Annotated in this window: 29 protein-coding genes; 12 read left to right on the top strand and 17 right to left on the bottom strand. The window is 72.0% G+C overall.

All coding sequences use genetic code 11. The features are described 5' to 3' along the window. Positions 1–17: 17 nt before the first annotated feature. Positions 18–638 (top strand): amidase family protein, encoded by a 621-nt coding sequence (locus G6R25_RS29250; protein ID WP_272871439.1) that lies wholly within the window; start codon positions 18–20, stop codon positions 636–638. A gap of 90 nt (positions 639–728) precedes the next feature. Then, positions 729–1,424 carry an amidase family protein gene (locus tag G6R25_RS29245; protein WP_272871440.1) on the top strand — a complete coding sequence of 232 codons (696 nt, stop codon included), beginning with the start codon at positions 729–731 and terminating at the stop codon, positions 1,422–1,424. Here G6R25_RS29245 and G6R25_RS02115 read toward each other — a convergent pair. Continuing rightward, on the bottom strand, positions 1,421–2,209 hold the full coding sequence (locus tag G6R25_RS02115; RefSeq protein WP_163551444.1) for a class I SAM-dependent methyltransferase: 789 nt from the start codon (positions 2,207–2,209) through the stop codon (positions 1,421–1,423). The two genes, G6R25_RS29245 and G6R25_RS02115, sit on opposite strands and share 4 nt — an antisense overlap. A 203-nt stretch (positions 2,210–2,412) precedes the next feature. Here G6R25_RS02115 and G6R25_RS02110 point away from each other — a divergent pair, with 203 nt between their 5' ends. The 4 genes from G6R25_RS02110 (at position 2,413) to G6R25_RS02095 (ending at position 5,267) form a co-directional block, all read left to right on the top strand. Beyond that, a complete protein-coding gene (locus tag G6R25_RS02110; RefSeq protein WP_419469291.1) occupies positions 2,413–3,072 on the top strand; it encodes an alpha/beta hydrolase family protein in 660 nt (219 codons plus the stop codon). A gap of 31 nt (positions 3,073–3,103) precedes the next feature. Then, complete coding sequence (locus G6R25_RS02105) at positions 3,104–3,913, top strand: sigma-70 family RNA polymerase sigma factor (RefSeq protein WP_235947151.1); 810 nt, start codon at positions 3,104–3,106, stop codon at positions 3,911–3,913. Next, positions 3,910–4,194, top strand: a complete 285-nt coding sequence (gene rsrA, locus G6R25_RS02100; protein ID WP_136447320.1) for a mycothiol system anti-sigma-R factor — start codon at positions 3,910–3,912, stop codon at positions 4,192–4,194. Before G6R25_RS02105 ends, rsrA begins: the two co-directional genes overlap by 4 nt. Positions 4,195–4,313: 119 nt before the next feature. Next, the gene (locus G6R25_RS02095; RefSeq protein WP_163551441.1) at positions 4,314–5,267 is read left to right on the top strand and encodes an NAD-dependent epimerase/dehydratase family protein; all 954 of its coding nucleotides are present in this window, start codon (positions 4,314–4,316) and stop codon (positions 5,265–5,267) included. Positions 5,268–5,312: 45 nt separating this feature from the next. On the opposite strand, the gene G6R25_RS30050 is transcribed toward G6R25_RS02095, so the two are convergent. Continuing rightward, positions 5,313–5,387, bottom strand: coding sequence for a 50S ribosomal protein bL37 (locus G6R25_RS30050; protein WP_369299096.1), 75 nt, complete (start codon positions 5,385–5,387; stop codon positions 5,313–5,315). 32 nt (positions 5,388–5,419) lie between these two features. Continuing rightward, positions 5,420–6,307, bottom strand: coding sequence for a DUF5317 domain-containing protein (locus G6R25_RS02090; RefSeq protein WP_235947149.1), 888 nt, complete (start codon positions 6,305–6,307; stop codon positions 5,420–5,422). A gap of 174 nt (positions 6,308–6,481) precedes the next feature. Between G6R25_RS02090 and G6R25_RS02085 the strand changes: the two genes are divergently transcribed. Beyond that, on the top strand, positions 6,482–6,712 hold the full coding sequence (locus G6R25_RS02085) for a biotin/lipoyl-binding carrier protein (protein ID WP_163551439.1): 231 nt from the start codon (positions 6,482–6,484) through the stop codon (positions 6,710–6,712). A 78-nt stretch (positions 6,713–6,790) separates the two neighbouring features. Next, the gene (gene bsaP / locus G6R25_RS30045) at positions 6,791–6,985 is read left to right on the top strand and encodes a biotin synthase auxiliary protein BsaP (RefSeq protein WP_368861336.1); all 195 of its coding nucleotides are present in this window, start codon (positions 6,791–6,793) and stop codon (positions 6,983–6,985) included. 67 nt (positions 6,986–7,052) lie between these two features. Here bsaP and bioB read toward each other — a convergent pair whose 3' ends face one another. From bioB to G6R25_RS02070, 3 genes are all read right to left on the bottom strand, one after another. After that, complete coding sequence (gene bioB, locus G6R25_RS02080; protein ID WP_163551438.1) at positions 7,053–8,099, bottom strand: biotin synthase BioB; 1,047 nt, start codon at positions 8,097–8,099, stop codon at positions 7,053–7,055. 347 nt (positions 8,100–8,446) lie between these two features. Beyond that, a complete protein-coding gene (gene bioD / locus G6R25_RS02075; protein ID WP_163551437.1) occupies positions 8,447–9,163 on the bottom strand; it encodes a dethiobiotin synthase in 717 nt (238 codons plus the stop codon). After that, entirely contained in the window at positions 9,160–10,434 is a 1,275-nt protein-coding gene (locus G6R25_RS02070; RefSeq protein ID WP_235947147.1) for an 8-amino-7-oxononanoate synthase, read from the bottom strand. The genes bioD and G6R25_RS02070 overlap by 4 nt, the downstream gene beginning before the upstream one ends. A 100-nt stretch (positions 10,435–10,534) precedes the next feature. Here G6R25_RS02070 and G6R25_RS02065 point away from each other — a divergent pair, with 100 nt between their 5' ends. Next, positions 10,535–11,995 carry a sensor histidine kinase gene (locus G6R25_RS02065; protein ID WP_205446790.1) on the top strand — a complete coding sequence of 487 codons (1,461 nt, stop codon included), beginning with the start codon at positions 10,535–10,537 and terminating at the stop codon, positions 11,993–11,995. A gap of 358 nt (positions 11,996–12,353) precedes the next feature. On the opposite strand, the gene G6R25_RS02060 is transcribed toward G6R25_RS02065, so the two are convergent. Beyond that, entirely contained in the window at positions 12,354–12,602 is a 249-nt protein-coding gene (locus G6R25_RS02060; RefSeq protein WP_163551435.1) for a WhiB family transcriptional regulator, read from the bottom strand. A gap of 536 nt (positions 12,603–13,138) precedes the next feature. On the opposite strand from G6R25_RS02060, the gene G6R25_RS02055 reads away from it, so the two are divergent. Then, on the top strand, positions 13,139–13,894 hold the full coding sequence (locus G6R25_RS02055) for a glycerophosphodiester phosphodiesterase (RefSeq protein ID WP_163551434.1): 756 nt from the start codon (positions 13,139–13,141) through the stop codon (positions 13,892–13,894). Positions 13,895–14,168: 274 nt separating this feature from the next. Here G6R25_RS02055 and G6R25_RS02050 read toward each other — a convergent pair whose 3' ends face one another. After that, entirely contained in the window at positions 14,169–15,182 is a 1,014-nt protein-coding gene (locus G6R25_RS02050; RefSeq protein WP_163551433.1) for a diacylglycerol/lipid kinase family protein, read from the bottom strand. 170 nt (positions 15,183–15,352) lie between these two features. Here G6R25_RS02050 and G6R25_RS02045 point away from each other — a divergent pair, with 170 nt between their 5' ends. Continuing rightward, on the top strand, positions 15,353–15,883 hold the full coding sequence (locus tag G6R25_RS02045) for a hypothetical protein (protein WP_163551432.1): 531 nt from the start codon (positions 15,353–15,355) through the stop codon (positions 15,881–15,883). A gap of 71 nt (positions 15,884–15,954) precedes the next feature. On the opposite strand, the gene G6R25_RS02040 is transcribed toward G6R25_RS02045, so the two are convergent. The 5 genes from G6R25_RS02040 to G6R25_RS25950 all read right to left on the bottom strand — a co-directional run bounded on the left by G6R25_RS02040 (position 15,955) and on the right by G6R25_RS25950 (position 19,794). Continuing rightward, entirely contained in the window at positions 15,955–16,977 is a 1,023-nt protein-coding gene (locus G6R25_RS02040; RefSeq protein WP_163551431.1) for an RNA polymerase sigma factor SigF, read from the bottom strand. Then, positions 16,974–17,510 carry an ATP-binding protein gene (locus G6R25_RS02035; protein WP_163551430.1) on the bottom strand — a complete coding sequence of 179 codons (537 nt, stop codon included), beginning with the start codon at positions 17,508–17,510 and terminating at the stop codon, positions 16,974–16,976. Before G6R25_RS02035 ends, G6R25_RS02040 begins: the two co-directional genes overlap by 4 nt. A 367-nt stretch (positions 17,511–17,877) precedes the next feature. Beyond that, positions 17,878–18,456 (bottom strand): GNAT family N-acetyltransferase, encoded by a 579-nt coding sequence (locus G6R25_RS02030; RefSeq protein ID WP_136446524.1) that lies wholly within the window; start codon positions 18,454–18,456, stop codon positions 17,878–17,880. After that, positions 18,453–19,079 carry a dTDP-4-dehydrorhamnose 3,5-epimerase family protein gene (locus G6R25_RS02025; RefSeq protein WP_163551429.1) on the bottom strand — a complete coding sequence of 209 codons (627 nt, stop codon included), beginning with the start codon at positions 19,077–19,079 and terminating at the stop codon, positions 18,453–18,455. The genes G6R25_RS02030 and G6R25_RS02025 overlap by 4 nt, the downstream gene beginning before the upstream one ends. 100 nt (positions 19,080–19,179) lie before the next feature. After that, the gene (locus G6R25_RS25950; protein WP_235947164.1) at positions 19,180–19,794 is read right to left on the bottom strand and encodes a transporter substrate-binding domain-containing protein; all 615 of its coding nucleotides are present in this window, start codon (positions 19,792–19,794) and stop codon (positions 19,180–19,182) included. A 472-nt stretch (positions 19,795–20,266) separates the two neighbouring features. Between G6R25_RS25950 and G6R25_RS02015 the strand changes: the two genes are divergently transcribed. Further along, positions 20,267–21,496: an NAD(P)-dependent malic enzyme gene (locus G6R25_RS02015; protein ID WP_163551428.1), complete on the top strand. Its 1,230-nt coding sequence runs from the start codon at positions 20,267–20,269 to the stop codon at positions 21,494–21,496. A gap of 70 nt (positions 21,497–21,566) precedes the next feature. Here G6R25_RS02015 and G6R25_RS02010 read toward each other — a convergent pair whose 3' ends face one another. The 4 genes from G6R25_RS02010 to G6R25_RS01995 form a co-directional block, all read right to left on the bottom strand. Next, positions 21,567–21,809, bottom strand: coding sequence for a hypothetical protein (locus tag G6R25_RS02010; protein WP_235947145.1), 243 nt, complete (start codon positions 21,807–21,809; stop codon positions 21,567–21,569). Between the two features lie 307 nt (positions 21,810–22,116). After that, entirely contained in the window at positions 22,117–22,296 is a 180-nt protein-coding gene (locus G6R25_RS02005; RefSeq protein WP_009742177.1) for a DUF6104 family protein, read from the bottom strand. Positions 22,297–22,352: 56 nt separating this feature from the next. Continuing rightward, positions 22,353–26,126: a multifunctional oxoglutarate decarboxylase/oxoglutarate dehydrogenase thiamine pyrophosphate-binding subunit/dihydrolipoyllysine-residue succinyltransferase subunit gene (locus G6R25_RS02000; protein ID WP_163551426.1), complete on the bottom strand. Its 3,774-nt coding sequence runs from the start codon at positions 26,124–26,126 to the stop codon at positions 22,353–22,355. 432 nt (positions 26,127–26,558) lie between these two features. Further along, on the bottom strand, positions 26,559–26,999 hold a 441-nt coding region (locus tag G6R25_RS01995), incomplete at its 5' end, for an AIR synthase-related protein (RefSeq protein ID WP_235947144.1).

Raw genomic sequence — 26,999 nt, 5'->3', positions numbered from 1 at the left:
ACGGATCGGTGAAACGAGTGCGCCATGACTACCCGGCGCTCGGCGCCACCGAGCTGGCCGGGCTGGTCGGCGCTGGGCTGATCGCCCCGTCGGCCCCGGTCGAGGCGGCCCTGGCCCGGCTGCGGCAGACCGATGGCGCGTTGCGGGCCTTCACCGACTGCTGGCCGGCCTGGGCCGTGCACCGGGCCGGTGTGGTCGGCCGGGCGCTCGCCCGCGGCGCACAGCTGCCGCTGGCCGGCGTGCCGATCGCGGTCAAGGCGGGCAGCGGCGTCACGGCACCCACGACCCGCCGGCTGCTCGCCGCGGGGGCCATCGTGATCGGGACGACGGCGGTGCCGGTCGCTGCGGCGCATCCCTGGCAGACCTGGGGTCACACCGCCCATGGCCCGAGGGTGAACCCGTGGCGACCCGATCGGGTGCCCGGTGGCTCGCCGGCCGGCTCGGCGGTCGCCGTCGCCAGCGGGGTCGTGCCCCTCGCGACCGCCGGCGATGGCGCCGGCTCCACCCGCATCCCCGCGGCCTGGTGCGGAGTGGTCGGTCTCAAGCCGACCAGTGGCCGCTTCCCCGGTCCCGACCGCGCCGGCCTGACCGTCCCCGGACCGATCGTCCGCCGCGCCGCCGACGCCGCCGCCTGGTAGGCGGTCGTCACCGGCGCCCGCGCGTTACCGTCGGCGCCGCCCGCCGCGGGCAGCGGGCCGGACAGCGGGCCGGTCGGTGGAGAGCCGGTGATGGGCGGCGTGCCGTCGGCCCCGGATGGCGAGCCGATTTCCGGGCTGTATCCGCCGTTCGGTGTCGGTCCGTTCGGTGTCGGTCCGTTCGATCTGAACGATCCGTTCGGCAGCCGGGAGCGGGACGGAGGGAGGCGCGCAACCGCCGTCTGGTCGGCGACGCTCGGCTTCGCCAGCCCCGAGCCGGAGGTGGTCGCCGTGAGCCGGGCCGCCGCCGACCGGCTTGCCGCCGCGGGCGTGCTGGCCTGGACGGACGTGCCCGTCGAGCTGCTCGACCCGGAGGCGGCGTGGACCGCGCTGCGAGCGGCGTCGGCGGACCCGGGGACATGGGCCGCGGGGACGGCGGACCCGGGCACGTCGGCCGCGTCGAACGCCGCTGCGGTGCGCGCGCACAACGACCGGCGCCTCGCGGCCGTGCTGGCTCGAGCGGACGTGCTGCTGACCCCGACCACGCCCAACCGGCCGCATCCGTATGCGGGCCCCGGAGAGGTCCGTAGCGTGAGCCTGACCTGGGCGTTCAACCTCAGTGGGTACCCGGCGGTGAGCGTGCCCGCGGGTTTCACCGCCGACGGCTGCCCAGTCGGGCTCCAGATCGTCGGCCGGCACGGCGAGGAGGGCCGCCTGCTGCGCCTCGTCGCCGCGCTCGAATCGCTCGCCCGCTGGCCGTCGCCGGGACCGGACCGGTGGACCGGTTAGGCGGGCCGGCGAGCCGAGGCGATCAGGTGGATGCCGATGGACTCGCCCTCGCGCTCGGTGGAGAGCTCCACCTCGGTGCGCACGAGGGTGGGGAAGCAGGAGACATCCTCGGCCACGGCCCGCTTGACCGCCTCGGCGGACAGCACCGTGCGCGGTCGGATCCAGTCGACGTCGAAGCCGGCGCTGGTCAGCAGCGCCTTCAGCTCCTCCGGCCAGAAGCAGCGGGTGATCGTGCCGTCCTCGGCGGGAACGAGCACGACGTCGGCGCGCGGCACGTCGGACAGCTCCGCCCAGCGGTGCTGCTCGGCGAGGCGGGCGAGGCCGAGCAGAAGCGAGTCGACGCAGAGCAGCAGCCGTCCGCCTGGACGGAGCATGCTGTGGATCTCGTCCAGGGTCGTCTCCGTGGCCAGACAGAACGACAGTGCCCGTGCCTCGGCGAGCACCGCGTCGAACGAACCGGGGGAGAACCAGTCCAGCGAGCGGGCGTCGCCGACGACCGGCAGCAGCGTGCCCGGACCGACGGCAGGGTCGGTCGGCTCGGCCTGGGCCACCACCCGCACGACCTGATGACCCGCGGTCACCATCTGGCGGGCGAAGCGGGCCCGCGGGCCGGAAACGTCGAGCACCTGGGCCGGCTGCGCCGGCAGCCACTCTCGGAGCTGTGCCGACGCGACCTCCTCATAGAAGGCCCAGTACGGATCGTCACTGTCTGCTGGTGCCTCGCAGACCAGGGTGTTTGCTCGTCCACGAGGCGGGCCCGGGTCGGCGTCGGGGCCAGGAAGCATGAAGCTTTCCTACCCTTCGGGAGGCGATGATGCGAGGCAAGTCACAAACTCAAGGTGGAAGTCTGACAGATTCCACGCTCGACCACGCCGTGTCCTTCCCTGCTGTGTCGGATAGATGCCTGTCGGCTGCACCGTTCCCCGGGGCCGCCCCCGAGCCCGGTGCCCACCCTGATGGTGCCTGCCTGAGTTGTGCCCACATAGCTGTGGACGGCGGCCGGCTGCGGGTGGTTCCCGGGACCGGCGCGTCGACCGTCCTTTTTTTGCACGGCGCCGGCAGCGGCGTCGATACGCCCCTGTTCGACGCGCTGGCCGCCCCGCTGGGCGTCGCCGGGGTGCGGGTCGCCCGGCTGGAGATGCCCTACCGGGTGGCCGGGCGCCGGGCGCCGGACCGGCCGGCTCGCCTCGACGCGGTGGCCACGGCCGCGATCGAGGCGCTCGGGGCGCCGCGCCCGCTTGCCCTCGCCGGGGTGTCGATGGGCTCGCGGGTGGCCATGCGGGTTGCCGCGCGGACGGGCGTGCGCGCAGTGCTTGCCCTGGGCTTTCCGCTGCAGCCGCCGGGCACCACCGCGGCGGGCCAGCCGAAGCCGTCGCGGCAGGGGGAGCTCGATGGTGCCGGGGTACCCGTCCTCGTCGTCCAGGGGGACCGGGACTCCTTCGGTCGGCCGGCGCCGGATCCGGTGCTCGACCGGCAGGTGCACCTCGTCGTGGGCGGCGACCACTCCTTCCGCACCCGGGTGCGCGACGGCCGGCCGGCCGTCGACGCCGTCGCGCAGGCCGCCCGGGTGGGCGCGGCATTCCTGCTCGAACGGTTGGGGTCACCGGCCCCGACGCGGGAATCAGCCGCGGGGCGATCGGCGTTGTGACCGGTGTCAGACGAGGGGTCACGGAGGTCTCATGACTCGTGCGAACGCCATGCACCGGCACCCGCCGGTGCAGCCGCGATTTGTCCCACAACGGTCCCCTGCGGCCGCCGTGCCGATACGCGCCGAGGCCGTGGTCGGGGTATCGTCCGCTCCGGAGAGATGGTTCGGTTCCGTCCAGTCTGGCATCCTGAGCGCGCAGCAGGCCGTCGGAAGGCATGACGGTGAGGGAGTGATCCTGGTCGACGAGACCACCGAGGAGCGGGGCGCGCGGTTCGAGCGCGACGCCCTCCCGTACCTCGACCAGCTGTATGCGGCCGCGCTGCGGATGACCCGCAATCCGGCCGACGCGGAGGACCTCGTCCAGGAGACCTTCGTCAAGGCCTTCGCGGCCTTCCACCAGTTCCAGGAGGGCACGAACCTCAAGGCCTGGCTCTACCGGATCCTGACCAACACCTTCATCAACACCTACCGCAAGCGGCAGCGGCAGCCGTTGCAGAGCCCGACCGAGCAGGTCGAGGACTGGCAGCTCGCCGAGGCGGAGTCGCACACGTCCAGCGGCCTGAAGAGTGCCGAGACCGAGGCGCTGGAGCACCTGCCCGACAGCGACATCAAGGACGCGTTGCAGGCGTTGCCGGAGGACTTTCGGATGGCGGTGTACCTCGCCGACGTCGAAGGCTTCGCCTACAAGGAGATCGCGGAGATCATGGGAACGCCGATCGGGACCGTGATGTCTCGGCTGCACCGTGGCCGTCGCGGTCTGCGCAAGTCCCTGGACAAGTACGCGGCGGGTCGGGGGCTGGTGGGCGCTGGGTCTGCCGACGGCGAGGGTGGTGCGTCGTGAGCTGCGGCGGTGAGCACGCGATCGACTGCCGGAAGGTGCTCGACGCGGTCTTCCTGTACCTCGACGGCGAGTGCGACGGCGGGCAGCACGACCTCATCCGGTCCCATCTCGACGAGTGCTCTCCGTGCCTGCGCGAGTTCGGCGTGGAACACGAGGTGAAGATGCTCGTCGCCCGCAAGTGCGGCGGGGAGCGGGCACCGGACTCGCTGCGGACCAGCGTCCTGGCCCGGCTCCGGTCGGCCCGGGTGGAGGCGGACACCACCGAGTTCCAGCCCGATTAGCGCGCGGTCGCGGGCCCCGGCATGGGGCTCGCGCCAGCCGGCGATCACTGCGCCGCAGTCACGCTGAGTACAGGCTATGGACAGGTAGCGCACAGGCATGCGGGCTAGTGTCCTGCGTCGTGCGCATCCTCATCACCGGCGCGGCCGGCTTCATCGGTTCCACCGTCGCCGATCGGCTGCTGGCCGACGGTCACAGCGTTGTCGGCGTTGACGGCCTGTCCACCGGTCGGCTGGCCAACCTCACCGCCGCGGCGGCGGACCCTCGTTTCTCCTTCGAGCAGGTCGACGTCACCTCGCCCGAGCTACCCGCCCTCGTCGGCCGGGTGCGACCCGAGGTGGTGGCGCACCTGGCCGCCCAGATCGACGTCCGGGTCAGCGTCGCCGACCCGCTGCGCGACGCCCGGCAGAACGTGCTCGGCACGATCAACGTCCTCGAGGCCAGCCGCCTCGCCGGCGTGGCCAAGGTCATCCACACCTCGTCCGGCGGGTCGATCTACGGCTCGCCCACGCGGCTGCCGGTGGACGAGACAACCCCGGTGGCGCCCGAGTCGCCATACGCGGCGGGTAAGGCCGCCGGCGAGCTGTACCTCAACGTCTACCGGGCGACCCACGGCCTGGCCTCGACCGCCTTGGCGCTGGCCAACGTCTACGGGCCGCGGCAGGACCCGCACGGCGAGGCGGGCGTCGTCGCCATCTTCGGGACGGCGCTGCTGGCCGGTCGGCCGACGAAGATCTTCGGTGACGGCACCGCGAGCCGGGACTACGTGTTCGTCGGCGACGTGGCCGAGGCGTTCGCCCGGGTGCTGCCGGTGGATGCCGCCGACGGCGTCCGGCTCAACATCGGCACCGGCGTCGCGACCACCGTGCGGGAGCTGCACAGCCGGATCGCCGCGATCGTCGGCGCGCCTGACATCCCGCTGCCGGCTCCGGCACGCCCCGGCGAGCTGGCCCGCATCGCCCTGGCCGTGAACCTGGCGGCGCGACTGGTGGGCTGGCGACCCACGGTCGATCTCGAGGAGGGCCTGGCGCGTACCGTCGCCTGGCTGCGCGAGCAGGCCGTCGCAGTGGCCTGAGTGACGCCTGGCGGCGGGCCGCGTTCGCACGGCCCGCCGGGCTGCTCAGGTGTTCGGGCGCTTGCCGTGGTTGGCCTTGCTCTTGGCCCGCGCGCGCCGCTTGCGCTTCTTCTTCGCCATGGGGTCCTCCCCTCCATCAATCGAATGTGGAGTCATCGTGCCAGCCCGGGCCGCCGGGTGGTGACCGACCTGCCCGCGTGGCCGCCCCCACCCTCGCCTGGCTCATCGCCGTCCACGTCGTGCTCGTCGCTCGTGCGGCGGCGCTCGCCCCCGTCGTCGCGGACCTTCCCGACGAGCCGGACGTTGCCAGCGGGCCGGTCCGCGGGGTCCACCGCGCCGCCGTCCTCCGCGCCGCCGTCCCGGGAGCGACCGTCGAACGAGTCGTCGGCGTGGCGGTGGTCGTCGGGCTCGTGCTCGTAGTCGTCGAGGTCGAGGTCGTCGTGGTCGTCGTCGTCGGAGCCGATCAGGCCGTCCGCGTCGCCGTATCCCGCCAGCGATGCGCCGGTCAGCGCCGCCTGGCGCCGGGCTCGCAGCGTGCGCCAGGCCCGCACCGGGGTCACGGCACCGAACAGCCCGAGCGCCGCGGCCATCGCCACGTCGCCGACGCTCACCACCGCCGGCGCCCCCGGAAAGGGCAGCGGGATGATGTCGCTGAGCAGCCGCAGGCTCGTGCCGTCCCCGGCGGGGGAGTGAAAGGCCGAGGTGAGGATGTCGCCGATCGGGACGCCGGCCTTGCCTGCGCCCCACAACGACACCGGCATCTGCCCGCCGTTCACCGTGATGACGGCGGCGTTGGCGATGATGCCGGTCACCAGCAGCCCGAGCCCGGGTAGCCGGTTGTTCATTCCGGCGAACAACGCGGCGAGCACCGCCGCGACGATCCAGGCGGGGCTGTGCAGCGCCGGGACGAGCCCGCCCACTGCCAGCACGAGGATCACTGCAACGAACAACCACGGGCGCAGGACGTGGACACGGGCGAGGGCGCCCAGGGTTCCGCCGCGGGCCAGGCCGACGCCCAGCCCACATACCAGGGTCAGCACGAAAAGTACGAGCACATGCGTAGTTTGCGGGTTTACGGCGAACAGTCCCAACACCGAGCGGTCGAGTCGCCCCTGTGGGTGGTGCGAACACACCTGTGGGCGAAGGACGTTGGCCAGAGTGACCGGTGGCACTTAGGCTCTTGGCACGTTCGAATCGCCGCTGGAGGGAGTCCGATGGTCGAGGAAGTCCGCGCGGAGATGGTGGCCAACGTCTGGAAGGTCGTCGTCGGTGTAGGTGACTCGGTGGCCGCCGGTGACGCCCTCGTCATCCTCGACTCCATGAAGATGGAGATCCCGGTGATCAGTGAGGACGGCGGCACGGTGGCGCGGATCGCGGTCCAGGAGGGCGATGTCGTCCAGGACGGTGACCTGATCGCCTTGGTCGAGCAGGTCACCGCCGGCTGAGGCACCGCCGCGAGCGGCCTGAGGCCCGGCTTCGCCGTCGGCCGCGGGCTGCGTCGAGTCATGCCCTAAACTGACTTCGTGGACGCTTCGTTCTGTGACCGTTGCGGTCAGTTGGCCAGTGTGGGCCGTCATGAGGCGTGCGCGCGGGCCCGTGAGCTCGAGCCGCCTCGTTACTGCCGGATCTGCCGGCGGCGGATGGTGGTGCAGGTGACCCCCGCGGGCTGGTCGGCGCGCTGCACCGAGCACGGCCTCATGACGGCCACCAACGCCTGAGCCCGGGCAGCACGGCCCTGGGCCGGGCCCCGCGGCGCGCGCGGGGCCCGGCCGGCCTGGCGGCGTTCTACAGCGTGGCCTGCAGCGACTTGATTGGCATGCTCAGGTCGGCGAGCATCTTCAGGTCGGACTCGGCCTGCCGGCCAAGCGTCGTCAGGTAGTTGCCGACGATCACCGCGTTGATGCCGCCGAGCATCCCCTGCACCTCCAGGTCGCCCAGGGTGATCTCCCGGCCGCCCGAGTAGCGCAGGATCGTCCGGGGCAGGGCCAGCCGGAACGCGGCGATGGCGCGCAGTGCGTCGCGCGGTTGCACCGGCGGGTAGTCCCCGAAGGGGGTACCCGGCCTCGGGTTGAGGAAGTTCAGCGGGACCTCGTCGGGCTCCAGGACGGCGAGCTGGGCGGCGAGCTCGGCCCGTTGCTCCAGCGACTCCCCGACTCCCAGGATGGCGCCGCAGCACAGCTCCATGCCGGCGGCGCGCACCATCTCGCAGGTCTCCCAGCGCTCCTCCCAGCTGTGGGTGGTGACGACCTTGGGGAAGTGCGAGCGGGACGTCTCGAGGTTGTGGTTGTAGCGGTGCACCCCGATCTCGGTGAGCTCGTCGACCTGCTCCTGAGTCAGCATGCCCAGCGAGCAGGCGATGTTGATCTCGACGGCCGCGCGGATGGCCGCGACCCCCTCGCGGACCTGGGACATGAGCCGGGCGTCGGGCCCACGAACGGCCGCGACGATGCAGAACTCGGTGGCGCCGGTCGCCGCGGTCTGACGGGCCGCCTCGACCAGCGAGGGCACGTCGAGCCACGCCGAGCGCACCGGCGAGTCGAACTTGCCCGACTGCGAGCAGAAGTGGCAGTCCTCCGGGCAGCCGCCCGTCTTCAGGCTGATGATGCCCTCGACCTCGACCTCCGGGCCGCACCAGCGCAACCGGACCTCGTGCGCGAGCGCCAGCGCGTCGCCCAGGTACTCGTCGGGCAGTCGCAGGACGGCGAGCACACCCGCCTGGTCGAGCCCCCGCCCGCCCTCGAGAACCTCGCGCCGGGCGTAGGCGAGCAGGGCGGCCGGCGCGTGCGGGGGCACCGTCGCCGAAGCGGTGTGCGTGGTCACGGGTGCGGTCACTGGGGTCCTCCAGGCGGGACGTCGGCAGGAATTGCGCTCGGCGATGGGACTGGCTCGTCGTCGGGGTGGGCTGGTCGAACAACCGTCTTCTCGGGTCGGCTTGTCGGGGCTTCTCGGGTCGGCCTGTCAGCAGATCGATCGCAGTGCCCGTCCATTGTCGAGCCCGCGCCCGCTGCGTCGCCCGGTTTTCCCGCGCGACATCGGGCACGTTCGTCATCCGGCCGGCTTCGGGCGCGCTGAGCAGGCCGTTCCCGCCGCCTTCGGCCGCCGGGCGTCGCCCGGGCCTTCCCGCCTATCAATTTGGACAATTCTGGCATTCGGTACTGTGGGCGGGCCAGGAAACGGCCCTACACCGGGTGGCGTTCACGGAACCGCTGTGCACGGAAGGTACCGCCGAGGGCGGGTTCGAGTGTCTGCCGGGCCGTCGCGAGGAACTCGGGCCGGCCCAGCAGGGCGGCGCCCGCGGGCAGGGCCCCGGCCAGCGGCCGACCGGCCAGGTCGGCCAGGTCGGCCAGGTTGCTGCGGCAGGCCAGGTCCGGCTCGCGCGGCCAGGATCCGATCACCACGCCGGCGAGGTCGAGGCCGTGGTGGGCCAGGGCCTCCAGGGTCAGCGCGGTCGCGTTCAGCGCGCCGAGACCCGCCGTCGTCACGACGAGCACCGGCGCCGCGAGCAGCCGGGCGAGATCGGCCAGGGTGGCGCCGTTGTCGTCGTAACGCACCAGCAGCCCGCCGGCCCCCTCGACGAGGACGAGGTCCCGGTCGGTGGCGAGCTTGCCGATCCGGGCCGCCAGCTCGTCGAGGTCGACGGCCGGCCGCCCGGCCCGGCGGGCGGCGGCCGCCGGCGCCAGCGGGTCGGGGTAACGGGCCAGCTCATGGACGTCGCGGATGCCCGCGAGGTCGGCAACCAGGTCGACGTCTCCCAGCTCGTCGGGCCGGACACCGGTCTGCGCCGGCTTGACCACCGCGACGGCGTGGCCCCGGTCGTGGGCGAGGGCGGCCAGCGCCGAGGTCACCACCGTCTTGCCGACCTCGGTGCCGGTGCCGGTGACCACCAGCAGCGTCATCGGGCGAGCACCCCGGCGGCGGCGAACGCCTCGGCCGCGAGCGCCAGGTCGGCGTCGCTGAGGTCGGCGCGGGCGGCCAGCCGCAGCCGGCTCGTGTCCGCGGGCACCGTCGGCGGCCGGAAGCAGCCGACCGCCACCCCGTGCGCGCGGCAGATCGCCGCCGCGGCCACCGCCGGCTCCGGCTCGCCGACGACGACCGAGACGACCGCGCCGGCCGGGCGCGGCGCTCCGGTGAGCGCGGCGAGCTCGTCGGCGCGGTGCCGGACCGCGGCGGGCAGCTCCGGATGGGCCCGCAGGTGCGCCAGCGCCGCCAGTGCCCCGCCGGCGCTCGCCGGGGCGAGGCCGGTGTCGAAGATGAACGTGCGGGCCGTGTCGATGAGGTGCTCGCGGACGGCCGTCGTGCCGAGGACCGCGCCGCCCTGGCCGCCGAGCGCCTTCGACAGGGTGACCGTGGCCACCACGTCCGGCTGCCCGGCGAGCCCGGCGGCGGCCAGCACGCCGCGGCCGGTCGGGCTGACCACGCCGAGTCCGTGCGCCTCGTCGACGACGAGGACCGCCCCGTGTGCGCGGGCCGTGCTGTGCAGCTCGGTCAGGGGGGCGGCGTCGCCGTCGGCGGAGAACACCGACTCGGTCACCACGAGCGCGCGCCGCCAGCCGCCGGCGGCGAGGGCGGCGGCCACGGCGGCGACGTCGCCGTGCGGGGTGATGGCCACCCGTGCCCGGGACAGCCGGCAGGCGTCGACGATCGAGGCGTGATTGAGCGCGTCGGAGACGATCAGGTCGCCGGGGCCGGCCAGCCCGGTCAGGCAGCCCAGGTTCGCCGTGTACCCGGAGGAGAAGACCAGCGCTGCGGCGAAGCCCACGTGGTCGGCGAGCGCCGCCTCCAGCTCGCCGTGCAGGGCGGTCGTCCCGGTTACCAGCCGGCTGCCGGTGGATCCCGTGCCCCATGCCCGCAGGGCGCGCGCCGCCCCCTCGACGACCGTGGGATGGCCGCCGAGGCCGAGGTAGTCGTTGCTGGCGAGATCGACGCGCACCCCGGCGCCGTCCGCGGTCGGTGCCAGGGCGCGGGGGTGTAGGCGGCGGCGCAGGCCGGCCGCCTCCCGAGCCCGCGCATGATCGGCGAGCCAGGCCAGTGGATCGGCCGCGGGCGGGCCGCCGGTGGGCTCAGCGGTGCTCTTCGCTACGGTGGTGCTCTTCGCTACGCTCGTGGCGGTTTGCGGCGCTATGTCCGTGCCGGGAACCATTGCCGCGGCGGCGTTGTCGACGGTCACGTCGGCGAGCGTACGGGTCCTGACAATGGCGCGGGGGTGCCCGCCAGCTCGCGGCACCGGTCCGTCTGGCAGTCTGCGATCCGTGGGAACCCTCGCCGACATGCTGCGCGCGAGCACGGATCTCAGCGACGACGACATCGACCACCTGCACGCGCTCGTCGCAGACTGGGCTCTGCTCGCCGACCTCTCCTTCGCTGACCTGCTGCTCCTCGTGCCCGTCCGTTCCGGTTCGGGCTCGGGCCGGGGCCATACCAGCGGGACCGAGTTCCTCGTCGTGGCCCAGGTCCGACCCACGACCGGCCCGACCGCATACCACAACGACGAGGTCGGCAGCGTCGTCATCAACCGGTGGGTGGTCCAGAACGCCTGGCGGGAACACCGCATCGCGCGGGAGGGCGAACCCGAGTGGGACGGCGGGGTGCCGGTGCGGACGGAGGCGATTCCCGTCCGCCACGGCGACGAGGTGATCGCCGTGCTCGCCCGCGACACCAACCTGGTCAATCCCCGCACCCCAAGCGACCTGGAGTCCTCCTACCTGCAGGGCGCCAACAACCTGGCCCTGATGATCGCCGAGGGTGCCTTCCCGTTCCGCGGGAGTTCCGCCGAGCTGCCTGAGTCACCCCGGGTCGGCGACGGGATGATGCGGCTCGACGGCGCCGGCAAGGTCATCTTCGCCAGCCCGAACGCGCTGTCGGCGTACCGCCGCCTCGGCTACACCGGCAACGTCACCGGCGAGGACCTGCGCACGGTGCACCGGGCGCTGAACCTGCCCGCGACCACGCCCGCCGTCTGGCATGCGATCGGCCGGCGCCGGCCGGTGGAGGTCGAGGCCGCCGTCGGCAGCACGGTGGTGATGCTGCGGGCGATCCCGCTGTTCCCCGGCGCCGCCCGGGAGGTGCTGGTCCTCGTCCGGGACGTCTCGGATCTGCGCCGGCGGGAGGCGCTGCTGCTGAGCAAGGATGCCACCATCCGTGAGATACATCACAGGGTCAAGAACAATCTCCAGACCGTGGCCGCCCTGCTGCGGCTGCAGATGCGCCGCACCAAGGCCGACGAGGCGCGATCGGCCCTGCGGGAGTCGGTGCGCAGGGTGACCTCGATCGCGGTTGTGCACGAGACGCTGTCGCAGAGCCTGGGAGAGAGCGTGCCGTTCGACGAGATCGCCGACCAGATCACGTCGGTGACCGTCGACCTGGCGTCCACCGGTGCGCGGGCGAACACTCGCCGGTCGGGGTCGTTCGGGCGGCTGCCCGGCGAACTCGCCACCCCGCTGGCTCTTGTGCTTTCGGAACTTCTACAGAATGCTGTAGAACATGCGTTCGATGGTTCGGCGGGTTCGATCGAGATTCGCGTGCAGCGCCTGGTGGACCGGCTGGACGTTGTCGTCGCCGACGACGGGGCCGGCCTGCCGGAGGACTTCCAGCTCGAGCACTCGCCCCGGCTGGGGCTGCAGATCGTCCGTCAGCTCGTGCTCGGTGAGATGCACGGCACCATCCGGCTGCAGGCCGGCACGGAGCGAGGCACCGAGGCGCTGCTGTCCATCCCACTTTCTGAAAGTTGAGTGTTTAGGGTCTGCGCGCGGGGGTATCCCCCGGGATGTGTTCCTCGTTCGCGGTCAGCGTGACGGTGCGCTGCGCCCGCGCGCAGGCCGCGGTAGAGGCCGAAAACATTTCGGCCGCTCCGTCCGCGTCGCGCCGCATCGCTGCGGCGGACGCGCGGACAGAACGGCCGATGCTGACGCCCGCCGCCTCCGTGCTCTGGCACGGATCATGGCGTGGCATCGTGCGGGGACCACTGTGGTCCGCCGATTGTGCGAAGCTCGGCGGGCATGATCTACCGCGGGCGGTTGTGGTGATGCGGACGTGGCACGTCCTTGCTGCACCCCGGTCTTCGGCGCTGGGCCACCGGGGGTCGTGCACTCAGGCGGTTCGCACCCGCAGCCGGACCTGGCGCTTAAGCGCCCGGCGTTCGTCCTCGCTCAACGCGCCCCAGACGCCGGAATCCTGCCCGGTGTCTAGTGCCCAGCTGAGGCAGTCACTAGTGACTGCGCACCGCGCGCAAACGGCCTTTGCCTCTTCGACCTGGCGTTCCGCCGGACCGGTAGTACCGATCGGGAAGAAGAGCTCGGGATCCTCGTCACGGCAGAGCGCTCTGTGGCGCCAGTCCATGCGTCCAACTCCCTCTCTCGTCTCGGGCCACACTGCACATGAGACGCTTTGCGAGCCGCTACGGTTGTGTCGCGGATGAAAATTGAATGAGCAGGGTGTCTCTCGGCCCTGACAGCGGGCCGTGGAGCGGGTTTCTGACTGTCGGCGTGCCCAGGTGCACGTGCATCCACCTCGGACATTCGCCACCCTCCCACCGGAACGGGCAGGGGCGCAAGAACCTGCAACCGTCTTCACACCCTGCCTGGCCTGCACTTGTCCGGCAGGGACACAGATGGGCCACAGGGTGCGACCGTCTCCGACGGTTGCTGAAGCGCCACAGAAGTCCTGGTTGACAGGGCCTGTGGCAGCATGAGCCGAGCGCCGCGGGGGCCGTCCCCACGCCGTACGGCCGGCCCTTCCCGATCAAAGGGCCGGCATCATGCCATCTGGGCATCAGCATACGTCTGCACGCATCCGGGTTACTCCGACCACGCTGGGCGGCGTCCACCCCGCCTGCCATGACACGCTCGGCCCGCCGGAGATGGCAGGGTTGGGCCATGGAGGTTCTCGGTCATCGCGGTAGCAGGGTCCCCGGCCCGGAGAACACGGTCGAGGCGGTGGACGCGGCGCTGCGGGCCGGTGCGGACGGCGTCGAGATCGACGTCCGTCGCAGTGCGGACGGGGATCTGGTGTGCGTGCACGACGCCCGGCTTTCCCGGCCTGCCGGGCGGGCGGTCGTCCGCCAACCCACCGAGGCCCTGCGCGCCCGCGGCATCCCGCTTTTCGACGAGATCCTCGACGTCTGGGCCGGTCGCGGCCGGCTGATCTGTGAGATCAAGAACCAGCCCGGCCAGCCCGACTTCGACGCCCCGCGGGAGCGCACCGCGCGGGCCCTCGCCGCGCGGCTACGCGCCCGGGGCTGGACAGGACCGCGGCCCACCGTGGCCGACCTCGACGCCGGCGGCGGCGGCATCACCGTGTCGTCGTTCGACTGGTTCGCCATCGAGGCCGTGCGCGACGCGGAGCTGGCGGTCACGACGGCGTTTCTGACGATGCCGCGGATGTCCGTCAGCGGCGGCCTGGCCTACGCACGGTCCGCGGGCCATGCCGAGCTCCATGCCCACACCAGCGCCGTGCTCGGCTCGCCGGACGCAGGCGCCCGCGCCCGCCACGCCGGCCTACGCCTGGTGACGTGGACGGTCACCGGTGTCGGCGCCGCGCGCCAGGTGCGGGACGCCGGGGTCGCCGGGGCGATCTGCGACGACCCGGTCGAGATCCGTCAAGCTCTCGACACCCCGCGCCCGCCATTCTGATCATCTCGCGAGGGATCGCGGCCAGAATGCGGTCAGATCGTGCCGAATGTCGAGGCATAAAAAGCATAAAAACAATATTCCGGGCACAAATCGTGCCCAACCCTCGGCGCCCATCCGTACACAACTGATCACAGAAGCCCGCGACGCAGTCGGCAGCGCCGTAATCCGGACCGCTGCCGTGCGCTGCCGCGAGAGCGGTGGAGTTTCGGACGCGTAGCCCTGGTGGATCGCAACACCTTCTGGGCCTGCGGGAGGCCCGGCGAGGCAGTGTGCGTCAGGCGATGACGCGCAGGGCCTGCGGATGGTGGGTGAGCGCGACGTCGGCATACTCGCCGAGGTACTCGCCGTCCATCTGCAGCGGCAGCGGGTGATCCGCGAGGAACCGCATCGTGGCCGCGTCGTGGCGGCGCACGACGTTGCGCCCGCGTGGGCCGCGCCCGTCGGCAAGGATCTGCGAGGCCGTGCGCAGCACGCTGGACAGCCGCACCCGTCGCAGCGCCAGCAGGTCCAGCCCGGTGTCGAACGACGCCTCCGGGCAGGCCAGCACGGGGCGGGAGTTCAGGTAGGTCCACGGGCGGGTGTTGCAGACGATCCCGAGGGCGATGTGCTCCTCGACGCTCCCAGCGGCCTCGCCGGCGGCAGCGACCCGGGCATCGGCTTCCTCGATGGGGAGACCGACCCCGGTGGGGAAGCTGTGGGCGTCGGTCGTCTCCAGGGCTATGGAGGGGGCGCCTCGGTCCGCGCCGCGGGTCACCTGGCCCGCCGCCGTCCGGAGGAACAGACCGGCGCTGTTGCGGCGGCCCTTGCGCCGCCTCTCCTCGGCCCGCGCGACCACCCGCGCGTCCAGGCCGATCCCGAAGCAGAACGTGAACCAGCGACCCTCGCCGCCGTACTCGGCTCGACCGAGGCTGATCCGGCTGCTGCGCCCCTCGCGCAGGGCGGCCAGCAGCTCGCCGGTCGCCTCGACCGGCGAGGCCGAATAGCCCAGGGCGCGAGCGAACACGTTCGTGCTCCCACCCGGCACCACCGCGAGCGCCGGCCCGTCCTGCAGCGGGCCATTCTGAAGCAGCCCATTGGTGATCTCGTTCACGGTGCCGTCTCCACCGAGAGTGATTACGACGTCGACGCCGAGCTCCACGGCGCGCGCTCCGAGCTCGACCCCATGGCCCGGCCCCTTGGTGAGCACGGTCTCCATGGTGACGTCGGCCGCGAGCGCGGTGGCGAGGACGTCCCGAACACGTTCGGTTGTGGTGGTGGCTACGGGGTTGACGACCAGCAGCCCTCGCATGCTTCTACCGTAGTCCGCCACTCCATCTCGGGCGGCGGCTGGGAAAACTCTCACATCGGTGAAACCGGGGGTCAGGGGGCCGGCGCGATCGCCGGGTCCCGAGCCCGCTTGTCGACCGGTGTGGCCTTGTGCGGGACCGGTGTGGCCTTTCAGGGACGTAGTGTCGGACCATGGGATCCACGAGCCGTCCCGACCGACCGGCTGGCGGCCGGTTCGAGGAGCTGCGCGAGGCCGCACGCACGGCGTCCGTGCCGGCCTGGGTGGCGAGCATCCTGCTTGCTGCCGAGGCGCTCGTCCTGCTGGCGCTGGGCGTCCTGCAGGTGCTGCGCGGCTTCGGTTCCGACATCGACGACGTCGGGCGCGCCGAGACCGGCGGGGTGCTCGCGATTGTCGGAGCCGCGGGCGTGGCCCTGCTGGCCGCGGGAGTGCTGCGGCGCGGGGCCTCCTACCGTTCGCCCACACTTCTCGTGCAGATTCTGTGCCTGCCGGTGGCCTGGGGGTTGTTGCAGGCCGGCGACTACGGCTACGGAATCCCGCTACTCGTCGCCCCCCTTGTGATCGTCGTGGCCCTGCTGGCCGCGGGTGGGTTCGGTCCGTCGGCGTCCGACACCGGCGGCCCCGCCACCCGAGCGGGTCAGGACGAGCACGAGGGCGCCGACCGCGGCGATGGCCGTGTTCCCCGCGGGCCGCGGCGTCCCTGAGGGCGGCACGAAGCCGTCCGGCGGGGTTTAGAACAAGCCCGGGCGAGGTTTGGACGGCGGGCAGGTGAGGGTCAGGCGGTGCGGTGCGGTGCAGTGCGGTGCGGTGCCGGCCGGACGGGGTCAGCGTCCTCGAGTAGGCCGCGGCGGAGCTGGGCCAGGGTGCGGGCCAGCAGCCGGGACACGTGCATCTGCGAGATGCCGAGCTCGGTGGCGATCTGTGACTGGGTCATGTTGCCGAAGAAGCGTAGGAGCAGAATGCGCTTCTCTCGCGGCGGGAGCTTCTCCAGAAGCGGCTTGAGCGACTCGCGGTACTCCACGCCCTCCAGGGACTCGTCCTGGACGCCCAGGGTGTCCGCGACGGCGGGAGCCTCGTCGTCACCGGAGTCCGGCGCGTCGAGAGAGACCGCCGAGTAGGCGTTGGCCGACTCCAGTCCCTCGAGGACGTCCTCCTCGCTCATTTGCAGATGCCGGGCGATCTCGCTCACGGTGGGGGAGCGGCCGAGTGTCTGGGACAGCTCGGAGGTCGCCTTCGTCAGCGAGAGCTTGAGCTCCTGCAACCGGCGGGGCACCCGGATCGCCCAGCCCTTGTCGCGGAAGTGGCGCTTGATCTCACCGACGATCGTCGGGGTGGCGTAGGTGGAGAATTCCACCCCGCGCTCCGGGTCGAACCGGTCCACCGACTTGATCAGGCCGATCGTGGCGACCTGGACGAGGTCGTCGAGCGGCTCGCCACGGTTGCGGAAGCGCCGGGCGAGGTATTCCACCAGTGGCAGGTGCATCCGGACGAGCTGGTCGCGGATGGCGGCGCGCTCCGTATCGCCTTCGGGTAGTTCGGCGAGGCGCACGAACAGCGCACGGGCCCTGGCCCGGTCGGGGGAGTGGGCACGGTCGGTGGTCTCGCGCTCGACCTCGACGCTCGGCAGCGGCTGGGCCGCAACCTCGGCGCCGACATCCGGGTCGCCCGCAGTGAGCTCGGCGGGATGTTCGCCCAGGGCGGCCCCCCGCTGACTCAGCGCGGCCACCGGGTCGACCGCGGGCGCGTCCTGGCCGGCGGCCGTCCGGGGCGGCGTCGGGGTCCTGCCGGTCGATGTCACGGTGTACCTACCGTGTCACCCAGTGGTGTTTCGTTGGCCGCGCCTGATCCGCGGACGTGCCCCGCCGGCGGCTCGCCGAGATCCGCCCGCACGCCCCGGCGCTTCTGCAGCGTGATGCTCACCTTGTTGCCCGGGCCGGTGGAGGTGTCCACGCCGCCCGCGAGGGCCTTGAGCACCGTCCAGGCGAAGGTGTCCTCGGAGGGCGGCTCGCCGTCGAGGCTCTCGACCGTCACCAGCACATGCATCACTCCGGGCGAGAGCGTGAACGTGCAGTCGAGCGACGACCCGGGCACCGCCGAGACGAGCAGCAGCGCGCACCCCTCGTCGACAGCGATCCGCAGGTCCTCGATGTCGTCGAGGGTGAAGTCGAGCCGGGCTGCCAGGGAGGCCGTCGCGGTGCGCAGGACGGTCAGGTACGCGCTGGCCGCGGGCAGGGTGAGCGCGACGACGTCGCGCAGTCCGCCGGAGTGGGCGGTTTGGCTGTCGATGGTGTCGGAGTTCTCCGCGCCGCCGGTCGAAGGCGTCGGATCCACGTTCCTACCCCCAAAGAGCCTGCGTAGTGCGAGGGGGGACCCTCGCGGGTGGTTCGCCGGCCAGAGCCGGTCGAACGATGATGTTGTGGATGGATGCCTTCCCGCCCGCCGACGGCATCAAGCATTTCCATTTCGGCCGTGACGTCCCTCGTGGCCTGAATGGGATCCGCTCCGTCGGCGGCTGGCGACAGCCACCGCCTCCACCGTACCCAGCCGCCGGCGGGTCCCGCAGGTCGGGTGATCGTAAGCGCCCGTAGGCGGCTTCATTCGCGCGATGCTGGCGCCGACGAGACCAAGCGGACGCAAGCCCCGCAACCGGGACGAGCTGCCCGGACAGGCGGTCCGATCCGGGCCGGAGCAACCGGTTTCAAGCCGGATCGGCGATGGCCCCGGGACGCGGGCGGGCCAGGGCGGCGAGATCGGTGAGGGCGTCGCCGTCGACCCGCCAGGTCGACCATCCGGTCAGCGGCTGCGCCGCGAGCGAGCGGTAGAACGCCTGGGCCGGTGTGTTCCAGTCGAGCACGGCCCAGTCGAGCCGCAGGTACCCGCGTTCGACGCAGGTCGCGGCGAGGGCGGCGAGAAGGGCCCGGCCGTGCCCCCCACGGCGGTGCTCCGGCCGCACGAACAGGTCGATCAGGTACATCCCGGATTGCCCGGTCCAGGTGGAGAAGGTCGGATGCCAGATCGCGAAGCCCACGACCGGGGGAGGATGCGGGGACGGATGCACCACTCCGATCGGGGGTGGGCCCCCGATCGGGGTAACACCGCCGGAAGGCTGATCGGCCGTGGCCACGAGGCAGTAGGCGGCCGGGACCGGGCCGAACAGGGCGGCCTGCAGATCGACCGGGGTCATGGCGACCCGGTCCGCCTCTTGCTCATAGGCGGCGAGCTCCCGGACCAGCTCTCCGACGACCTCGACGTCCCCGGGGCCGGCCACCCGGATCATCGCGATCCGCCCGCCGCGGCGCCGGGGGCGCGTAGCTGGTCGTAGAGGGCCCGGCAGTCGCGATAGGTCGGCAACAGGCCCGCCGACTCCGCCTCCTTCAGCGAGGGGGCCGCGGCGTCCTTCTCCGACAGCAGCGGCGTGAGGTCGTCGGGCCAGGGCAGCGCCAGATCGGGGTCGAGAGGGTCGACGCCGTGTTCGCGGCCGGGGGTGTAGGACGTCGAGCACAGGTAGGAGATCGCGGCGTCGTCGGTCAGCGCCATGAAGGCGTGCCCCAGGCCCTCCGAGACGTACAGGCCCCGCCGGTCGACGTCGTCGAGCAGAACCATGGCGAAGGTGCCGAACGTCGGCGATCCGGTGCGGATGTCGACGACGCAGTCGAGCACCCGCCCGCGGACGCACGTCACGTACTTCGCCTGGCTGGGTGGCACCTGAGCGTAGTGAACGCCACGGAGTGTCCCGGCCCGGCTGACGCTGTGATTGGCCTGTGACAAGGTCAGCGGATGGCCCACGACCTCGGCAAGCGCGTCGGAGCGGAACCACTCCAGGAAGGTCCCGCGGCTGTCGGAGTGCTGACGCGGGGTGAACACCCAGGCGTTCGGAACCGATAGTTCGCTGATCTCCACGACAGTGAAGGTACCGGTTGGACGGGTTGTCTCCCCGCAGGCTGGACCGCCGGTCCGGCGCGCGTTGGTGCACAGGTGTGGCTTTGCGTAGCGCCGCCGGCTACGGTGGTGCGGCCGGTGTCGAGGGCCAAGGTCGACATCTCCAGCACCTCGCCGACCAGCTCGGGGTCGAGCGTGAGAGCTCGGCGGGGTGGGCATCCGCCCGGTCGGCCAGGCCCACCCGGGCCAGCAGCGCCCGGCCCCGCTGCGTCGCATCGGACCGCCGCTCGGCGCGCATCCGGACCGGGGCCTCGATGATGTTCTCCAGGGCGGTCGGGTGCGGGAAGAGGTTGAACCGCTGGAACACCATCCCGATCTCCCGGCGTTTGCGGGCGATGTCGACCTGCTTCTCCCGCTCTTTGGTGTCGGTGAAGGACGATATGCCGATGTCATACCGGCCGGCGGCGAGACCGGGCAGGATCGAGTCGAAGACCACTTGGGTGGGCTGGACCTTGAGACCGCGGACACCGCCGCGTGTGCGGGCCAGGTCGATATCCATTCCGGTGATGGTTTTTCCGTCCGTGTCGAAGAACTCGTTCGGCGCGTAGGACGGGTCGGTGGCTACCGTGAGCGTCCCTTGTCGCGGCTGCTTTGGGGTAGTTGACCTGCGATGACGCCGTCGGAGGCCGAAGTCGCCGCCGCTGTGGTGGTGGAGTCGGAGTCGCCATCGCCACAGCCCGCCACGATCGTCAGCAGCGCGAGGCTCATGACCAGGGCGGATATCCTCGAACCATGACGGAAAACGCCGCTGTGTACTGACGACCTCCAGGATCGGGTGATGCGTTTATGTGACGTGGGTGGTGCCCGAGTGCACCCAGCCCTGATCATGTGACGTCTCCGCTACGCTCGCGCGCCCGCTCCGTGTCGACATGTTTCGATCGCGTTGCGGTCAGGTTTGTCCGAGGTTCACCGTGGGCGAAGCTTCCGCGCGAGCCCGAGCGGGTCGGCGTGCGATATTGGATGTAACCCCGGGCAATCCCCGGGCGCTCGCCCTGCCCCATGATCACCAAATATCCTGGGGCGAGACCGCTCAGGCCCGCCCTCCTGCGGACACGGCACGCACGGAGGGTGGGCGTCTTGTAGCGCCGCCCAGGTGGTACCACGATTGCTCAAGGGACCACCGGCGGCATGTCCGAGGAGCAATCTCCGTGACCGCAATCACTGACCACTCGACCCTCGACTCCACCGCCGCGTCGGAACTGGCCGGGGTCAGCCCGCGCCCGTCCGACGACGACCCCGCCTTCGCCCTGCACCGCGGCGGGAAGATCGGCATCGCGCTGACCGTTCCGCTGGAGACCCGCGAGGACCTCTCGCTGGCCTACACTCCCGGGGTCGCGCGGGTGTGCATGGCGATCGCCGAGACGCCGGCCCTCGCCGACGACTACACCTGGCGGGCGAACACGGTCGCCGTCATCACCGACGGGACCGCCGTGCTCGGCCTCGGTGACATCGGCCCAGCGGGCTCCCTGCCGGTCATGGAGGGCAAGGCGGCGCTGTTCAAGCACTTCGGCGGCGTCGACGCCGTCCCGCTCGCGCTCGCCTGCACCGACGTCGAGGAGATCGTCGAGACCGTCGTCCGGCTCGCCCCGAGCTTCGGCGGGATCAACCTCGAGGACATCTCGGCGCCGCGGTGCTTCGCGATCGAGCGCCTGCTGCAGGACCGTCTCGATATCCCGGTCTTCCACGACGACCAGCACGGCACCGCGATCGTCGCCTTGGCCGCGCTGGAGAACGCCGCCAAGCTGACCGGGCGCACCCTCGGTGACCTGCGTGCCGTGGTGTCCGGCGCGGGTGCGGCCGGAGTCGCGGTGACCCGCATCCTGCTCGCCGCCGGCATCGGCGACATCGCGGTCGGTGACAGCCGCGGCATCATCTACCCCGGCCGCGACGCCCTCACCACGGTCAAGGCCGCGCTCGCCGCCGAGACCAACTCCGCCGGCCTGACCGGCTCGATCACCGACGCGCTGCGCGGCGCCGACGTCTTCCTCGGCCTGTCCTCCGGGCAGGTGCCGGAGGAGGCGGTCGCCACCATGGCCCCCGAGGCGATCATCTTCGCGATGGCGAACCCGGACCCCGAGGTGGATCCCGCGATCGCCCACAAGTACGCCCGGATCGTGGCCACCGGGCGCAGCGACTACCCGAACCAGATCAACAACGTGTTGGCGTTCCCCGGCGTGTTCCGCGGTGCGCTCGACGTGCGGGCCAGCCGGGTGACGGAGGGCATGAAGCTCGCCGCCGCCAGGGCGCTGGCCGGCGTGATCGCCGACGAGTTCACCGAGGACCTCATCATCCCGAGCGCGTTCGACGCCCGGGTGGCCCCGGCCGTCTCCGCGGCGGTCGCCACGGCCGCCCGGGCCGACGGGGTTGCCCGGCGCTGAGCGGGTCCGTGACGACGGGGACCCCGCAGGCAGCTGCCTGCGGGGTCCCCGAGCGCCCGGCCGCGGACCGTCAGACCCGGCCGCACCCGCGGCAGGGCCGGTTCTCGACGGCGTCGCCGAGCGGGCGCAGCGTGCCGCAGCCCTTGTAGGAGCAGCAGACGAAGTCCGCCGACATGACGGTGATGACCGGCGTGCCGTCGATGATGACCGTGGCGGGGGCCTCCGGGATCGGGGCGATCCGCTGACGGCGCCAGCTGAGCCGCCGATGCGCCCCGCGCCGCCTAGGCGTCTCCGGCGAGTCATCCCTGGTCACCACGGTCTGTCCACCGCACCGTCCACGCTTGGCGTACCCACGGCGATGAGTTCAGCACAACGGACCCGAGGATGCGCGCGCCGGGGCGGATGATCCCTTTTCGTCGGGATCGGCCTCGGCATCCGCATCGCGAACGACTCGGGTTGCTCGTACCCAGGACTGGGCGGCTTTAGGTTCGTAGACTGCTCGCAGTCGCCGCGGTCTCCCTGCATCCCGATGCCCCTCTCGACGGTCTGTTCAGATGTCTTCGGCAAACTCGTGCTCACGCCCTGAGCGGGCTTGCCGGGGACACCGGGACTGACCGAGGTCAGAGGTCGGCGTCGTCGTCGGGGCGGGCGAGCCAGGTGGCGAGGCGTTCGACGGCCTCTTCGAACTCCGGGTGGACGTCGACGAACGCCCGCAGCGAGTCGGCGAGCCCCTCGTAGGTCACCGTCTCCGCGCCGCGACGGTCGGCGAGTTCCTCGATGCCTCGGTCGGTGAAGTACATCCCCGCTCCCGTCGTACCCGGCGGCTACCCGGTGACGGGAGCCACCGGGTAGTGGTTCAGTCCTCGAACGCGGCCTCGACGAGGGCCTGCTGCTCGCGCTCGTGCACCCGCGACGAACCCGATGCCGGTGCCGCCGCGGCTCGCCGGGAGATCCGGCGCAGGCGGATCCCACCGGGCAGGGACTCGCCGAGGTTGACCGCCATGTGCGGGTAGGCGCCCTGGTTCGCCGGCTCCTCCTGCACCCAGACGACGTCGGTCAGGTTCGGGTAGCGCTCGAGCACCTTCGCCAGCTCCGGTCCCGGAGTCGGGTAGAGCTGCTCGACCCGCAGCAGCGCGAACCGCTCGGCGTCGTCGTGCTTGCCCCGGGCGGCGGCAAGGTCGTAGTAGACCTTGCCGGCCGAGAGCAGCACCCGGCGGACCGTCGACGGGTCGGTGACGAAGTCGTCGTCGATCACCGGCCGCCAGCTGCCCTCGGTCAGCTCCGCCACCGTCGAGGTGGCGGCCTTGAGCCGCAGCATCGACTTGGGCGTGAACACGACCAGCGGGCGCCGTACCGGCGAGAGGGCCTGTCGGCGCAGCAGGTGGAAGTAGCTGGCGGGGGAGGACGGCGCCGAGACCGTCATGTTGTTGTCCGCGCACAGCGACAGGAACCGCTCGATGCGGGCGGAGGAGTGGTCCGGCCCCTGGCCCTCGTAGCCGTGCGGGAGCAGCAGGGCGAGCGCCGAGCGCTGCCCCCACTTCGCCTCGCCGGCGCTGATGAACTCGTCGATGATCGACTGGGCGCCGTTGGCGAAGTCGCCGAACTGCGCCTCCCAGAGCACCAGCATGTCCGGTCGGGCGACCGCGTAGCCGTACTCGAAACCCATCGCCGCGAACTCGCTGAGCAGCGAGTCGTAGACGTAGAAGGTGCCGACGCCGTCATTGGTCTCGGTCCCGTCGACGCCGTAGCGCAGCGTCCGCAGCGGGGTGTGATCCTCGGCGGTGTGCCGGTCGACCAGCACGGCGTGCCGCTGGCCGAAGGTGCCGCGGCGGCTGTCCTGCCCGGTCAGGCGGATCGACCGGCCATCGAGCAGGAGGGTGCCGAACGCCAGGGTCTCGGCGAGCGCCCAGTCGATCGCGTCGGTCTCGGCCATCTGGGCGCGCCGCTCGACCTGCGGGCGCAGCCGCGGGTGGACGGTGAAGCCGCCGGGCAGGGTGACCTGGGTGTTGGCGACCTTCTTGACGGCCTCGGCGGAGACCGCGGTGCTGACCGCGGCGGCCGCGGCCGCCTCCTCCGGCGTGGTGATGATGCGCGGCTGCGGCGCGGCGCCGGACGGGGTGGTGTCCCGGGTCTGCGCGAACGCCTTCTCCAGCTCGGCGCGGTAGGACTTCATCGCCTGCTCGGCCTCGTCGCGGGTGATGTCCCCGCGGCCGATCAGCGCCTCGGTGTAGAGCTTGCGCACCGAGCGCTTGCTGGCGATGGTGTCGTACATCAGCGGCTGGGTGAACGACGGCTCGTCCATCTCGTTGTGGCCGCGCCGCCGGTAGCAGAGCAGGTCGATGACGACGTCCTTGTTGAACGCCTGGCGGTACTGGAAGGCCAGCGCCGCCACCCGCACGCACGCCTCGGGGTCGTCCCCGTTGACGTGGAAGATCGGGGCCTGGACCATCCGGGCGACGTCGGTGGCGTACACCGAGGACCGGCTCGACTCCGGCGAGGTGGTGAACCCGACCTGGTTGTTGATGACCAGGTGGATGGTGCCGCCGGTGCGGTAGCCGCGCAGCTGGGAGAGGTTCAGCGTCTCGGCGACGACCCCCTGCCCGGCGAATGCGGCGTCACCGTGGACGAGGACCGGCAGGACGGTGAAACCGGCCGTGCCCTTGTCCAGGATGTCCTGCTTGGCCCGGACGACGCCCTCGGTGACCGGGTCGACGGCCTCCAGGTGCGACGGGTTCGCCACGACCGAGACGGGCACCTTGCGCCCCTCGCGGCCGGTGTACACGCCTTCCGCGCCCAGGTGATACTTCACGTCGCCGGAGCCGTGCGCCGTCTGCGGGTTGAGGTGACCCTCGAACTCGGCGAAGATCTGCCGGTAGGACTTGCCGACGATGTTCGCCAGCACGTTCAGCCGGCCGCGGTGGGCCATGCCGATGACGACCTCGTCGATGCCGGCGTCGGCGGAGCGCTCCAACACCTCGTCGAGCGTCGGGATCGCCGACTCGGCGCCCTCGAGGGAGAACCGGCGCTGGCCGACGTACTTCGTCTGCAGGAAGGACTCGAACGCCTCCGCGGCGCCGAGGCGCTCCAGCACGTGCAGCTGCTCGGCCGGGTCCGGACGTTCCGCGGCCCGCTCGACCCGGGCCTGGATCCAGGCCCGCTCGTCGGGCTCCTGGATGTGCATGTACTCGATGCCGACCCGCCGGCAGTACGAGTCGCGCAGGACGCCGAGCACGTCGCGCAGCGACATCGTGCGCTGGCTCGCGAACCCGCCGACGGCGAACTCCCGGTCGAGGTCCCACAGCGTCAGCCCGTGGCTGATGATGTCCAGGTCGGGGTGGCTGCGGATGGCGAACTCGAGCGGGTTGGTGTCGGCCATCAGATGGCCGCGCACCCGGTAGGCGTGGATCAGTTCCAGTACCCGGGCGTTGTGGTCGAGGTCGCCCTCGTGCACCACGGGCATGTCCGCGACCCAGCGGATGGGCTCGTACGGCACCCGCAGCGCCTGGAAGATCTCGTCGTAGAACCCGTCCTCGCCCAGCAGGAGCTGGTGCATCCGGCGCAGGTACTCACCGGACTGGGCGCCCTGGATGATGCGGTGGTCGTACGTACTGGTCAGCGTGATCGTCTTGGAGATCGCGAGCCTGGCCAGCGTGTTGGCCGCCGCGCCGGAGAACTCGGCCGGGTACTCCATGGCGCCGACGCCGATGATCGTGCCCTGGCCCTCCATCAGCCGGGGCACCGAGTGCACCGTGCCGATGCCGCCGGGGTTGGTCAGGCTGATGGTGACGCCGGTGAAGTCGTCGGTGGTCAGCTTGTTCGACCGAGCGCGGCGGACCAGGTCCTCGTAGGCGCCCCAGAACTGGTTGAAGTCCAGCGTGTCGGCCTTCTTCACCGCGGCGACGACGAGCTGGCGGCCCTTGGGGGTCACCAGGTCGATGGCCAGCCCGAGGTTGACATGTTCCGGCTGGACGAGCGCCGGCTTGCCGCCGACCTCGGCGAAGGAGGCGTTCATGGCCGGGTGGTTGGCCAGCGCCTTTACCATCGCGTAGCCGATGATGTGGGTGAACGACACCTTGCCGCCGCTTGAGCGGGCCAGGTGGCGGTTGATGACGATGCGGTTGTCCGCGAGCAGCTTCGCCGGGAACGCCCGGACCGACGTGGCGGTCGGGACGTGCAGCGAGGTCTCCATGTTGCTGACCACGCGGGCGGCCGCGCCACGCAGCGGCGTGGTGGCCGAACCTGCCGCGCCGACGGGGGCGGGTGCCGGCTGCTTGGTCGCCGCGGAGGGTGCGGGCGTGGCGGGCTGCGCGGGTGCCGCCGTGGCGGGCTGCGCAGGCGGAGCCGGAGTGGGCACGGACGCCGGGGCCGCAGGCGGGGTAGGCTTCGCCGTGGGCGGCGCCGTGTGAGAGGCCTCACCGGCGGTCGAGGCACCGCTCGGTGCCACCACCTCAGCGCGCGCGTCCGCGCCGGGGCTGACCGGCGGCGCGGTGGGCTGGTAATCGGAGAGGAACTCCTGCCACTCCGGCGACACACTTTGTGGATCTTCGAGGAACTGCTGGTAGATCTCGAAGACCAGCCATTCATTAGGTCCGAAGTCAGGTCCTGACGCAGGAACCGTCGGTGCTGTCACGGGGCCATTCGCCTCTATCCACGGTCTCACTTCACGGCCTCCGAAAGGCCCTTCTGCCACCGTCTGTTCAGGCTACCCGCTCTGGACACCGAGGGCGGGGGCGGCCCTGCCCGGTCTGGTCACAGGCACGGAGGGTGGTCCACCGGCGCCTCGGTGATCGCTCCAACCGATCCGAGCCGTTCGTCCGCTCCCGCGGCGGGGAACCCCCGAAGCCGTCCATCCGTTAAACTGAGTGTCGCCGGCCCGCATCATGGCCCCCGGACCCAATAAAAGTCGCTTCGAGCGACCTACGCCCGTGAGGCGACCTGGCGGCCCGGCGTCTACTTCGTTCGTTCGTTCGCATCATGCAGCTTGCCCCGGTCGGCCCGCCGGGGCGATTCTGCTGTTCGGACGTGTTTGCCCGGCCAGGCTGTTGCGCCGTCGCGCCCGCGGTCAGGCGAAGTGGCTCCATCCCCCGCGCCCGACGGCCGGCCGCCCGGCCAGGGTCACCCCGGCGCCGGGCAGCACCTGGCCGATCTGTTCGCAGCCCGCGGGGATGACCGCCGACGGCGGCAGGCAGGCGACGAGCGCGTGGTCCTCGCCGCCGGTGAGCACCCAGTCCAGCGGATCCGCCCCCAGTTCGGCCGCGGCCGACCGCAGCGGCCCGTCGGCGGCCAGGGCGGCCAGGTCGAGATCGATCCGCACCTGCGAGGCGGCGGCGATGTGGCCGAGATCCTGGACCAGGCCATCCGAGACGTCGCACATGGCGTGCGCGCCGGCCGCGGCGAACGCCGGGCCCAGCGGATAGGGCGGTCGGGGGCGGCGGTGTGCCGCGACCAACCCAGCCCAGCCGGCGTCCACACCGGCGTCCACACCGGCGTCCACACCGGCGTC

The sequence above is a fragment of the Candidatus Frankia alpina genome, assembly GCF_902806485.1.
GTDB lineage: Bacteria > Actinomycetota > Actinomycetes > Frankiales > Frankiaceae > Frankia > Frankia alpina.
The sequence above is the reverse complement of the archived record's forward strand: the minus strand, read 5'-3'. Positions and strand labels throughout refer to the sequence as shown.